1 protein-coding gene (only partly in view) is annotated in these 13,961 nt (G+C 74.0%); it reads left to right on the forward strand.

Annotated elements, in window-relative coordinates; genetic code table 11:
* Positions 1–13,956, forward strand: the final stretch of a protein-coding gene (locus ACQPXB_RS24720) for a type I polyketide synthase (protein WP_432856763.1). It extends 16,836 nt beyond the left edge of the window; only the last 13,956 of its 30,792 coding nucleotides appear in the window; the start codon falls outside the window, past its left edge; it ends in the stop codon at positions 13,954–13,956.
* Positions 13,957–13,961: the final 5 nt, after the last annotated feature.

The raw sequence follows: 13,961 nt of genomic DNA on the forward strand, positions 1-13,961 counted from the left end.
AACGGCCCGTCGCAGCAGCGCGTGATCCGCGCCGCGCTCGCCGACGCCGGACTGTCCACAGCGGACATCGACGCCGTCGAGGCCCACGGCACCGGCACCCGCCTCGGCGACCCGATCGAAGCCCAGGCACTGCAGGCGACCTACGGCCAGGACCGCGAAGAGCCGCTCTGGCTCGGGTCAATCAAGTCGAACATCGGCCACACGCAGTCGGCGGCGGGCATCGCCGGCGTGATCAAGATGGTCCAGGCCATGCGCGCCGGTGTGCTGCCGCAGACACTGCACGTGGACGCGCCTTCGTCGCATGTGGACTGGAGCGCCGGCGCCGTCACGTTGCTGACGCACCGGCGGGATTGGCCGGAGACCGGGCGCCCACGCCGGGCGGCGGTGTCGTCGTTCGGCATCAGCGGCACCAACGCCCACGCCGTGCTGGAGGCCGCGCCCGTCGCGAAGCCGGCGCCGGAGCGCGAGGAGACCACCCGGATCGTGCCGTGGGTCCTCTCGGCGCGGGACGACGCGGCGCTGGCCGAGCAGGCCGTGAACCTGGCAGCGCAGCTGGAGGAGCGGACCGAGCACCCGGCCGATGTCGCCCACTCGCTGCTCACGAGCCGCTCGGTGTTCACCCGGCGCGCGGTGTTCGTCGGCGACGACACCACGGATCTCGTCGCCGCGTTGCGGGGAGACGAGACGACCGGCGCCGTCGTGCGCGGCGTGGCCGACGTCGACGGCAAGCGGGTGTTCGTGTTCCCGGGTCAGGGTTCTCAGTGGGCCGGTATGGGGGCCCGGCTGCTGGAGGAGTCGCCCGTCTTCGCGGAGCGGTTGCACGAGTGCGCCGCCGCGCTTTCGTCTTTTGTGGATTGGTCGTTGCTGGATGTGCTGCGGCAGGTCGAGGGTGCGCCGACGTTGGAGCGCGTGGATGTGGTGCAGCCGGCGTCGTGGGCGGTCATGGTGTCGCTGGCCGAGTTGTGGCGCTCGCACGGGGTTTCGCCGGATGCGGTGGTGGGTCACTCGCAGGGTGAGATCGCGGCGGCTTGCGTGGCCGGGGCGTTGTCACTGGCGGACGCGGCGCGGGTGGTGGCGTTGCGCAGCCAGGCCATCGCCCGCACGCTCGCGGGCCACGGCGGCATGATGTCCGTGTCGCTGCCCGTCGACGAGGTCGAGCCGCGGCTGCCCGGCGGAGTGTCGATCGCCGCGGTCAACGGGCCGCGTTCGGTCGTCGTCGCCGGTGATCCCGGCGGCCTGGACGAGCTGTTCGAGCAGCTCGGCGCCGAGGGCGTGCGGGTGCGCAAGATCGCCGTGGACTACGCGTCGCACTCCGCGCACGTCGAGGCCATCGAGGCCGAGCTGGCCGGCCTGCTCGCGCCGATCGAGCCCCGCGCGGCCGAGATCCCGTTCTACTCCAGCGCCGAGGGCGCCTGGCTCGACACGACCACGATGGATGCGGGCTACTGGTACCGCAACCTGCGCGGGCGCGTCGGCTTCGAGCCGGCGATCCGCGCGCTGGCCGAGCAGCACAGCGTGTTCGTCGAGATCAGCTCCCACCCGGTGCTGGTGATGGGCGTCCAGGAGACCCTGGAGGACACCCCGGCGCCGATCGTCGTGACCGGCACGCTGCGGCGCGACCAGGACACGATGGCACGCTTCCTCACGTCGGCGGCGGAGCTGTACGTCAGCGGCGTCGACGTCGACTGGGGCATCGAGGGCAGCCGCGTCGCACTGCCCACGTACGCCTTCCAGCACACGCGCTTCTGGCCCGCGCCGTCCGTGACCGCGGGCGACGTGAGTGCCGCCGGCCTCGCCTCGGCCGAGCACCCGCTGCTCGGCGCCGCGATGACACTGGCCGAAGGCGACGACGTGGTCTTCAGCGGCCGTGTCTCCCTGGCCACGCACCCGTGGCTGGCCGACCACGCCGTGGGCGGCGCCGTGTTCTTCCCCGGCACCGGGTTCCTCGAGCTCGCCATCCGCGCGGGCGACCACGCCGGCTGCGACCACGTCGAAGAGCTGACGATCGCGGCGCCGCTCGTGCTCGACCCGGCCCGCGCCGTGGTGCTGCAGGTCCGTGCGGGCTCGCCCGACGAGGCCGGCCGCCGTGAGCTCGGCATCCACGCCCGTCCGGCCGACGACGCCGACGCGCCGTGGACGAAACACGCCGGCGGTGTGCTGGCGAGCGGCTCGAAGACCGCGGCCTTCGACACGGCACCCTGGCCGCCGGTCGGCGCCGAACCGCTCGACCTCGCCGGCTACTACGAGCGCGCCGCGGCCGACGGCTTCGGCTACGGCCCGGTGTTCCAGGGCCTGACCGCCGCGTGGCAGCGCGGCGAGGAGGTGTTCGCCGAGGTCACGCTGGCCGACCAGCCGGGCGGCCAGGACACCGCCGCCGCGTTCGGCCTGCACCCCGCGCTGCTCGACGGCGCGCTGCACGCCATCAAGTTCGTGCCCGGCCCCGGCGGCGACGGCAAGGCGCTGCTGCCGTTCACCTGGTCCGACGTGTCCCTGCACGCGACCGGCGCGCAGACGCTGCGCGTACGCCTCACTCCGACCGGCGGCGACTCGGTCTCGCTGGCCGCGGTCGACGTCGAGGGCGCGCCCGTCGTGTCCGTCGAGTCGCTGCTGCTGCGGGCCGCCGGTGCCGCGCCGAAGCCGAGCCCGTACGACAGCCTGTTCCGTCTCCAGTGGACCACGGTCACCTCCGACGCCGCATCCGGCACCTGCGTGGTCCTCGGCGACGACCGCCTGGCCGCGCCACTGCACGCGCTCACGGTGACCGACCTCGACGACATCGACGCCACCCCGGACGTCGTGCTCGTCCCGGTCCACAGCGGCGCGACCCCCGCGGCCGTCCACGAAGCCACCGCGAACGCACTCGCGCTGCTGCAGCGCTGGCTCGCCGACGACCGCTTCGCCGACACCCGGCTGGTGTTCGTCACGCGCGGCGCCGTGGCCACCCGCGACGGCGAGGACGTCACTGACCTGGCCGGCGCGGCCGTCTGCGGACTGGTGCGCTCGGCGCAGTCGGAGAACCCCGGCCGTTTCACCCTCGTCGATCTCGACGGGACGGGCGCCGACGCACTGTCCACTGTGCTCGGTTCCGCCGAACCACAGCTCGCGGTGCGCGCCGGTGAGCTGCTCGCGGGCCGGCTCGCCCGGCTCGGCACCGGCTCCGCGCTCGTCCCGCCCGCCGGCGGCGAGCCGTGGCGTCTGGACACCCGTCAGAAGGGCAGCCTCGACAACCTGTTCCTGATCCCGAACCCCGAAGTCCTGGCCCCGCTGGGCGAACGTGAGGTGCGCGTGCGCCTCGCCGCGTCGGGCCTGAACTTCCGCGACGTGATCGACGCGCTCGGCATGAACCCCCGCAAGTCCGGCCTGCCCGGCCTCGAAGGCTCGGGTGTGGTCACCGACGTCGGCTCCGCCGTGACCGGGCTACGGCCAGGCGACCCTGTGTTCGGCGTCCTCAACGGCGGGTTCGCCGACGTCACCGTGGCCGACGAGCGTTACCTGGCGCGCGTCCCCGAGGGCTGGACCGCGCAGGAGGCGGCTTCGGTCGCCCTCGTCTACCTGACCGCGTACTACGCGTTCGTCGACCTCGCCGACGTGCAGCGCGGGCAGACGGTCCTCATCCACGCCGGCGCCGGCGGCGTCGGGATGGCCGCGATCCAGCTGGCGCACCACTTCGGCCTCGAGGTCTACGCCACCGCCAGCGAAGGCAAACAGCACCTGCTGCGCGAGCTCGGCGTCGCGGAGGATCACATCGCCTCGTCGCGCACGCTCGACTTCGCGGAGAAGTTCGGGCCGGTCGACGTGGTGCTCAACTCCCTGGCGCACGAGTTCGTGGACGCCTCGGTGCGGCTGCTGACCGACGGCGGCCGGTTCCTCGAGATGGGCAAGACCGACATCCGCGAGGCCGCGGACTTCCCGCGGATCCGCTACCGCGCGTTCGACCTCGTCGAAGCCGGCGCCGACCGCACGCAGGAAATGCTCGCGGCGCTGCTGGAGCTGTTCGACGCCGGCGTGCTGAAGCCGCTGCCCGTGACCACGTGGGACATCCGCCGCGCCCGCGACGCGTTCCGGTTCATGAGCCAGGGCAAACACACCGGCAAGATCGTGCTCACCCAGCCGAGGGCGTGGGACGCCGAGGGCACCGTCCTCATCACCGGCGGCACCGGCGTGCTCGGCGGAGAGCTGGCCAAGCACCTGGTGACCGAACGCGGGATGCGCCACTTGCTGCTGGTCAGCCGCCGTGGCGCGGACGCGCCCGGCGCGGCCGAACTCCACGCCGCCCTGACGGAGCTCGGCGCCGAGGTCACGCTCGCCGCGTGCGACACCGCGGACCGCGACGCCGTCGCTGCCCTGCTCGCATCGGTGCCGGCCGAGCACGCGCTGACCGCGATCGTCCACACGGCCGGTGTGCTCGCCGACGGCACTGTGGAATCCCTGACGCCCGAAAGGCTGGCGCAGGTGCTGCGGCCCAAGGTCGACGCCGTGTGGCACCTGCACGAGCTGACCCGCGACGAGGATCTCGCGGACTTCGTGTTGTTCTCCTCGGTGGCCGGCGTGACCGGCAGCCCGGGCCAGGGCAACTACGCCGCGGCCAACGGCTACCTCGACGCGCTCGCCGCCCACCGCGCCGCACAAGGACTTCCGGCGACGTCGATCGCCTGGACGCTGTGGGCGCAGGCCAGCGGCATGACCGGCGAGCTGAGGGACACCGACGTGGCGCGCATGAGCGCCGCGGGGCTGCCACCCATCGACACCGCCCACGGCCTGACGTTGTTCGACGGCGCGGTCGGCACCGACGAGCCGCTCGTCGTCGCCGCGAAGCTCGACACCGCGGCACTGCGCCGCCAGACTGAGGTCCCTGCGTTACTGCGCGGCCTCGTCACGGGCGGCCGGCGCACGGCGGCCAAGGCTTCAGCGACGGGCGTGGCCGGCTCGCTCGGCCGTCGCGTCGGCGAGCTTCGGCCGGGCGAACGGCTCAAGTTCCTGGCCGAGCTCGTCCGCACGGAGGCGGCGGCGGTGCTCGGCCACGCGTCCGGACACGCCATCGACGTGCGCCGCGAGTTCCGTGAGCAGGGCTTCGACTCGCTCACCGCGGTCGAGCTGCGCAACCGGCTCACGGCCGCGACCGGCCTGCGGCTGCCGTCCACTTTGGTCTTCGACCACCCGACGCCGGAGCGGCTCGCCGAGCTGCTGCTGACCGACCTGGTGGGCGACGCGCAAGCGGCACCGGAAGCCGTCGCGGCGCCGGCGAAGGCGCTGGACGGCGACCCGATCGTGGTCGTCGGCATCGGCTGCCGTTACCCGGGCGGCGTGCGCTCGGCCGAAGACCTGTGGGCCCTGGTGGGCGCCGGGGCCGACGCGGTCACGGAGTTCCCGGCCGACCGCGGCTGGCGCATCCGCGACCTCTACGACCCGGACCCCGACCGCGCCGGCAAGACCTACGCCACGCACGGCGGGTTCATGGACCAGGCCACCGACTTCGACGCGGAGTTCTTCGGCATCTCGCCCCGCGAGGCCGTCGCGATGGACCCGCGCCAGCGGCTCCTGCTGGAGACGGCGTGGGAGACGTTCGAACACGCCGGCATCGACCCGGCGACGCTGCGCCGCAGCCGCACGGGCACGTTCGTCGGCGCCAGCGCCGACGACTACAGCTCATCCGCCTTCAAAGCTCCCGACGGGGCCGAAGGCCACCGCGTGACCGGCGCCGACTCGAGTGTGCTGTCCGGTCGGATCTCCTATGTCTTCGGGCTGGAAGGCCCGGCGGTGACGATCGACACGGCCTGCTCGTCTTCGCTGGTGTCGATGCACCTGGCGTGCCAGTCACTGCGCAGCGGCGAGAGCACGCTGGCGCTGGCCGGTGGTGTGCAGCTGGTCGCGACGCCGAGCACGTTCGTCGGCTTCAGCCGCCAGCGCATGATGGCGGCCGACGGGCGCGTCAAGGCGTTCGCCGAGGCCGCCGACGGCATGAGCATCGCCGAGGGCGTCGGGCTCGTGCTGCTGGAACGCCTGTCCGATGCGAAGCGCAACGGCCACGACATCCTGGCCGTCATCCGCGGCTCCGCCGTGAACCAGGACGGCGCCTCCAATGGCCTCTCCGCACCGAACGGGCCTTCGCAGCAACGCGTGATCCGGGCCGCGCTGGCCAACGCGGGACTGTCCACTCAGGACGTCGACGTGATGGAGGGCCACGGCACCGGCACCGCGCTGGGCGACCCGATCGAAGCCCAGGCGCTGCTCGCGACTTACGGGCAGGACCGTGAGACGCCGATGCTGCTGGGCTCGGTCAAGTCCAACATCGGTCACAGCCTCGCCGCCGCCGGCGTGGCGGGCGTGATCAAGATGATCATGGCGGTGCGCGAAGGCTCCGTGCCGAAGACGCTGCACGTGGACGCGCCTTCGTCGCACGTGGACTGGACGTCGGGCGCGATCGAGCTGGCCACCGAACCGCGGCCGTGGCCCGAGGTCGACCGCGTGCGGCGTGCGGCGGTGTCGTCGTTCGGCATCAGCGGCACCAACGCGCACCTCATCCTGGAACAGGCCCCGGCGGCCAAGCGACCGGAGCCGGCGACGCTGGCGCCGACCGTGGTGCCGTGGGTGTACTCCGCGAAGATGCCGGAGGCGCTGGACGCGCAGATCGCCCGGGTCGCCGGTGAGCCGCTGGCCGTCGGCCGCACGCTGGCCGGCCGCAGTGTGTTCGCGCAGCGCTCGGTCGTCGTCGCCGGCGTGGAACTCGCTCGCGGCGAAGCACAGGATCGGACGCTCGCGGTGCTGTTCGCCGGCCAGGGCGCCCAACGGCTCGGCATGGGCCGTGGGCTCTACCCGCGCTTCCCGGTCTTCGCCGAGGCGTTCGACGAGGTCCTGGCGGTGCTGCCCGAAGGCCTGCGCGACGTCGTGTGGGGCGAGGACGCCGACCGGCTCGACGAGACCGGCTGGGCGCAGCCCGCGTTGTTCGCGCTGGAGGTGGCGCTGTTCCGGCTCGCCGAGTCGCTGGGTGTCACGCCGGAGTTCGTTGCGGGGCACTCGATCGGCGAGATCGCCGCGGCCCACGTCGCCGGGGTGTTCAGCCTCGCAGACGCCGCGAAGCTCGTCACTGCTCGCGGGCGGCTGATGCAGGCGCTTCCCGCAGGCGGCGTGATGCTCGCGCTGGAAGCCACCGAGGACGAGGTCACGCCGCACCTGACGGACGACGTGGCGATCGCCGCGATCAACGGACCGGCCGCGCTCGTCCTGGCGGGTACCGAGGCCGCGGTCGATGCCGTTGCCGCGCACTTCGCCGACCGCAAGACCAAGCGCCTGGCCGTCTCGCACGCGTTCCACTCGCCGCTGATGGAGCCGATGCTCGCCGAGTTCCGCACGGTGGCGGAGTCACTGGAGTACTCGGCGCCGGCGATCCCGATGGTCTCCACCGTGACCGGCGCGCTCGCCGAACCGGCGAACGCCGGCTACTGGGTCGAGCACGTCCGCGCCACCGTCCGGTTCGCCGACGCCGTGCGGGCGCTCGCCGAGCAGGGCGCGACCGCGTTCCTGGAGCTCGGGCCCGACGGCACCCTCTCCGCGATGGCCCGCGCGAACGGCGCCGAGGTTGCGGTTCCGCTGCTGCGCAAGGACCGCGACGAGGAGCAGGCCGCGGTGACCGCGCTGGCCGAAGTGTTCGTGGCCGGCGTGGACGTGCGGTGGTCCGAGCTGTTCACCGGCACCGGGGCGGCCCGCGTGGTGCTGCCGCCGTACGCGTTCCAGCGCGAGCGGTTCTGGCCCGAGCGCGCCGACGAGCACGTGGCCGACGACGAGTTCTGGGCCGCCGTCGACCGCGGTGACGTCGCGGCGCTGGCCGCCTGGCGCAACCGCAGCCGCGCGGACTCCCTGCGGTACCGCGAAACCTGGGTCCCGGCAGCCGTCACGGGCAGCCTCACCGGCACCTGGCTCGCCGTCGTCCACGAGCACGACGAGTGGACCGAGCGGATCGTCGACGGTCTCGGCCTGACGCCGGTCGCCGCGGATGAGCTGGCCGACGTCGAGAACGTCACCGGCGTCGTGTCGCTGCTGCCGAACGTCGAGCAGACGGGCGAGCTGGCCCGCACCGCAAACGCTCCCTTGTGGACGGTCACCCGGGACTACGGGGCCGACCTGGCCCAGGCCGCGGTGTGGGGCTTCGGCCGCGTCGCGGCGCTGGAACACTCGGCGACGTGGCGTGGTCTCGTCGACCTGCCGGCCGCGCTCGACGACGACGTGCTGGCCAGCCTGGCCGCCGTGCTGAGCGGTGCCGGGGACGAAGACGAGCTCGCCATCCGCGAGCCCGGCATGCTGGCCCGGCGCCTGGAACCGGCTCCGGCGCCGGACCGCGGCGAGTGGACGCCGTCCGGCACCGTCCTCGTGACCACCGCCGGCCCACTCGGCGAAGAAGTCGCCCGCAGCCTCACCGAATGGGGCGCCGACGACGTGCTCCTGGCCAGCCCGGATCGGGCGGCGATCGTCGAACTGATCGCGAACCACGACATCACCGCCGTGGTCCACACCGCCGGCTTCGACGGCGACGACTGGGCCACGACCGTCGAGCCCGCCCTCGTCCTCGACGAGCTGGCCACCGACCTCGACGCGTTCGTGCTCTTCGCCTCGGCTTCCGGCTCGGTCGGCACCCCGGCCCACGCCACCCAGGCGACGGCCGGCGCGGCTCTCCGCGCCCTCGCTGCCCGCCGCCGCGCGGAGGGCAAGCCCGCGACGGCCATCGGCTGGGGCGCGTGGGGCACCGAACCCGGCGCGCTCGACCCGCAGCTCGCCCTCACCGAACTGCGGCGGCTGGTCGCGGCGGACGAGACCTCGACTGTGGTCGCCGACCTGCGGCACCGGCCGTTCCTCGAGGCGGTGCTGGGCCTGCGCCCGTCGCCGCTGCTGTCCGGGCTGCCGGAGGCCCGGGAGGTGCTGGCCGACCAGCGCGCCGCGGCCGCCGCGGCGGGATCCGCGCTCACCGGACGGCTGCGCGGCCTGCCCGAGCAGGAGCGCCGCGCGGTGGTGCTGGACCTCGTGCGGCAGAACGTCGCCCGCGTCCTCGGCCACGCCGGGACCAAGACGATCGCGCCGGACCGCGCGTTCCGCGACCTCGGGTTCGACTCGCTCACGGCCGTCGAGCTGCCCACACGCCTCAAGGCGGCGACGGGACTCGCCTTGCCGGCCACGCTCGTCTACGACCACCCGACGGCTTCGGTGCTCACCGACCACCTCCTCGCCGAGCTGCTCGGCGAGCGCAAGACCGGCACCGCGGCGCGGGGCACTCGTCCTTCCACCCAGGGGGCCGACCACGACGACCCCGTCGTGATCGTCGGCATGAGCTGCCGCCTGCCCGGCGACGTGACCTCGCCCGAGGAGTTCTGGGAGCTGGTGGCCGAAGGCCGCGACGGCATCACGCCGTTCCCGACCGACCGCGGCTGGGATCTCGACCTGCTGGCCCACGGCGACGGCGACGGCCGCGGCCGCAGCGACGCCCTGCACGGTGGCTTCCTGCACGACCTCCCGTTGTTCGACGCCGCGTTCTTCGGCATCTCGCCGCGCGAGGCGCTGGCGATGGACCCGCAGCAGCGGCAGCTGCTCGAAACCACCTGGGAAGCGTTCGAGCGCGCGGGCATCGACCCTGCCGCCGTGCGCGGCACCGACGCGGGCGTGTTCATCGGCACCAACGGCCAGGACTACGCCGACCTCGTCGCCCACGCCGCCGAAGACCTGGAAGGCCACGTCAGCACCGGGCTCGCGGCGAGCGTCGCGTCCGGCCGGCTGGCCTACACGTTCGGCTTCGAAGGCCCGGCGGTCACGGTGGACACGGCGTGCTCGTCCTCGCTGGTCGCGCTGCACTGGGCGAGCCAGTCGCTGCGCTCGGGCGAGTGCTCGCTGGCCGTCGTCGGCGGCGTCACCGTCATGACCACCGCCGACTCGTTCAGCGAGTTCACCCGCCAGGGCGGGCTCGCGCCCGACGGCCGGTGCAAGGCGTTCGCCGACGGCGCGGACGGCACCGGCTGGTCCGAAGGCGTCGCCGTGATCCTCGTCGAACGCCTTTCGGACGCCCGCCGCCACGGCCATGAGGTGCTGGCGGTCGTGCGGGGCAGCGCGGTGAACCAGGACGGTGCGTCCAACGGCCTGACCGCCCCGAACGGCCCCTCGCAGCAGCGCGTGATCCGGCAGGCACTGGCCAACGCCGGACTGTCCACTGCGGACGTCGACGCCGTCGAGGCCCACGGCACCGGCACGGTCCTCGGCGACCCGATCGAGGCGCAGGGCCTGCTCGCGACCTACGGCCAGGACCGCGAAACGCCGCTGCTGCTGGGTTCGGTGAAGTCGAACATCGGCCACACGCAGGCGGCCGCGGGCGTCTCGGGCGTGATCAAGATGGTGCTCGCGCTGAAGCACGACCTGCTGCCGAAGACGCTGCACCTGGCAGCACCGTCGTCCCGTGTCGACTGGAGCACCGGCGCGATCGACCTGCTCACCGAACCCCGGGCCTGGCCCGAAACCGGACGTCCGCGCCGGGCCGGCGTGTCGTCCTTCGGCGTGAGCGGCACGAACGCACACGTGATCATCGAGCAGGCGCCGCCGGCCGAGCCGGTCGAGGAACCGGCGGTGACGCCATCGGTGGTGGCCTGGCCGGTCTCCGGACGCGACGCCGAAGCACTCGACGAGCAACTGGCCCGCGTGCGTGCTTTCGCCGACACCCACCCGGAAACCCCCGCGATCGACGTCGCCCGGGCACTGGCCGCGCGCCCGCCGTTCGAGCACCGCGCAGTGCTGCTGGCCGACACGGACGGCGTCACCGAGGCCGCCCGCGGCGAGAGCGGTGAGCGGACGCTGGCGGTGCTCTTCGCCGGCCAGGGCTCGCAGCGGCTCGGCATGGGCCGCGACCTCTACGCGCGTTTCCCCGCGTTCGCGGAAGCGTTCGACGCCGTCGCCCGGCTGTTGGACGCTCAGCTGGCGCGGCCGTTGCGGGAGGTCGTGTGGGGCGAGGACGCCGAAACCCTCGACCGGACGGAGTGGGCGCAGCCCGCGTTGTTCGCGATCGAGGTGGCGCTGTACCGGCTCGTCGAGTCGTTCGGCGTGCGGCCCGACCTGCTGGCCGGGCACTCGATCGGCGAGATCGCGGCGGCCCACGTCGCCGGTGTCCTGACGCTGGAGGACGCCTGCGTGCTCGTGGCGGCCCGCGGCCGGCTCATGCAGGCGCTGCCCGCCGGCGGCGCGATGGTCTCCGCGCAGGCGAGCGAGGACGAGGTCGCGCCGCGCTTGGGCGAGAGCGTCTCGATCGCCGCCGTGAACGGCCCGGACGCCGTCGTGCTCGCCGGCCGCGAAGCCGAAGTCGCGCAGGTCGCGGCGGAGTTTTCCGCGCTGGGCCGAAAGACTAGGCGTTTGCCGGTCAGCCATGCGTTCCACTCAGTGCTGATGGAACCCGTGCTGGAGGAGTTCGCGCGAGTGGTGGAGACGCTGAGGTTCGCCGCGCCGCGGATCCCGATCGCCTCGACCGTGTCGGGGTCGATCGGGGACGCGGCCGAACGGATGGGCACGCCCGGCTACTGGGTGAGCCACGTCCGCGAGACCGTGCGCTTCGCCGACGGCGTCGCGGCCCTCGAAGCCGCCGGCGCGGACACCTTCCTCGAACTCGGCCCCGACGGCGTCCTCACGGCGCTCGCGCTTGGCTCGGCCGAAGGCGACGACGTGATCGCCACCCCGGCGCTGCGCAAGGACCGTGCCGAGGAACCGTCGCTGCTGGCCGCGCTGGGCCGCCTGCACACCGCGGGTGTGGACGTCGACTGGGCTCGCGCCGGCGACGGCACCGGCGCCGGCCACGTCGAACTGCCCACCTATCCCTTCCGCCACCAGCGGTTCTGGCCCGAGCGGGCCGCGGCTCCGGTGGCGGCGAGCTCGGCCGACGCCGTCGACGCGGAGTTCTGGGCCGCCGTCGAACAGGAAGACCTGGCGACGCTCGCGGCCAGCCTGGAGCTGGAACTGGAGGGCGCGGCACTGTCCACTGTGGTGCCCGCGCTGTCCACGTGGCGCCGCCGCCGGCAGGCCCGCTCGGCGCTGGACGCGCACCGTTACCGCGAGACCTGGTCCCCGGTGCGGCTCGGCTCGGCCACGCCGGGCCCCCGCCTGGTACTCGTCCCGGCCGGGGCCGACGCCTGGACCACCGAGGTCGTGGCCGCGCTCGGCGACGTCACCGTGGTCGAGATCGCGGACCCGAGCCGTGGCTGCCTGGCGGAGTCGCTGCGCGAGGCAGCGAAATCCTCGTACACCGCGGTGGTTTCGCTGCTGGCCACGGCCTCGCCGGGGCAGTCCGGCGCGGTCGACACGACCGCGTTGATCCAGGCCCTGGGCGACGCGCAGATCGGGGCTCCGCTGTGGGTCTTCACCCGGGCCGCGGTCGCCGCCGTGGCCGGCGACGTGGTCGAGGACCCGTACCGGACCGGCGTGTGGGGCCTGGCGCGGGTCGCCGCGCTGGAGTACCCGCAGCTGTGGGGTGGTGTGGCCGACCTGCCCGAGGACCTCGGCGCCGACGTCGTGCGCCGGATCGCCGACGTCGCCGGCACTTCCGGTGAGGACCAGCTGGCGGTGCGCTCGACCGGGGTGTTCGGCCGCCGTCTGGTGCCGGCCCGTCCGGCCGAGGGGACGCCGTGGCAGCCGTCCGGGACGGTGCTCGTCACCGGCGGCACCGGTGCGCTGGGTGCGCACGTCGCCCGGCGGCTGGCCGCCACGGGCGCCGAGCACCTGCTGCTGGTGAGCCGCCGCGGCTTGGACGCGCCGGGCGCGGCCGAGCTGCGCGACGAACTGACGGCCGGCGGCACCCGCGTCACCGTGGCGGCCTGCGACGTCGCCGACCGCGCGGCGGTGACGGCCCTGCTGGCGGGTGTTCCGCAGGAGCACCCGCTGACCGGGATCGTCCACACCGCCGGGGTGCTCGACGACGGCGTGCTCGACAGCCTCACGCCGGATCGCTTCGACTCCGTCTACCGCGCCAAGGTGACCTCGGCGCTGGTGCTCGACGAGCTGACCCGCGACCTCGACCTGGCCGCGTTCGTGCTGTTCTCGTCGGTCTCCAGTGCGGTCGGCAACCTCGGCCAGGCCAACTACGCGGCGGCCAACGCGGTCCTCGACGGACTCGCCGAACGCCGGCACACCGCCGGGCTCGCGGCGACCTCGATCTCCTGGGGCGCCTGGGCCGGCGGCGGCATGGCCACGACGGCGGAGCTCGACCGGATCGGCGCCGCGGCGCTGCCGCCCGAGCTGGCGCTCGACGCGCTCGCCCACGCGGTGACCGATGGCGCTCCGGCGCTCGTGGTCGCGGACCTGCAGCACCGCCCGTTCCTGACGGGGCTGCTGGAAGTCCGCCCGAACGCGGCGCTGGGCGACCTGCCCGCCGCCCGCGAAGTCCTCGACTCCGTGGCCGCGGGCAGGCGTGAGGCGGAATCAGCCGCGTCCGGCCTGCGGGAACGGCTGGCCACGCTGCCGGTCACCGACCGTGCGGGCGCCGCACTGGACGTGGTGCGGACGCAGGTGGCCGCGGTGCTCGGCCACGGGGACCCGAAGGCGGTCGCGGCCGGGAAACCGTTCCGGGACCTGGGTTTCGACTCGCTCACCGCGATCGAGGTCCGCAACCGCCTCGCCGCCGCGACCGGCCTCGGGCTCGCCGCGAGCCTCGTGTTCGACCACCCGACGCCTCGCGTGCTCGCCGAGCACCTGGCCGGGCTGCTGTGCGGCGACACCGACGAAGCAGCCGAACCGAGCGAGGAAGCCGAGATCACCCGCCTGCTGGCGACGATCCCGCCTGACCGCCTGCGCGACGCCGGCCTGTTGCGGCAGCTGCGCGAGCTGGCGGAGCAGCACCCGGAGGACCCTGCCGTGGACGATCGCGCCCCGGAGGCCTCGATCGACTCGATGGACGTCGACGACCTCGTGCAGGCGTTCCTCACCGATCCCGATCCGACCCGCGACTAGACGGA

The organism is Amycolatopsis sp. CA-161197 (assembly GCF_050942255.1).
GTDB lineage: Bacteria > Actinomycetota > Actinomycetes > Mycobacteriales > Pseudonocardiaceae > Amycolatopsis.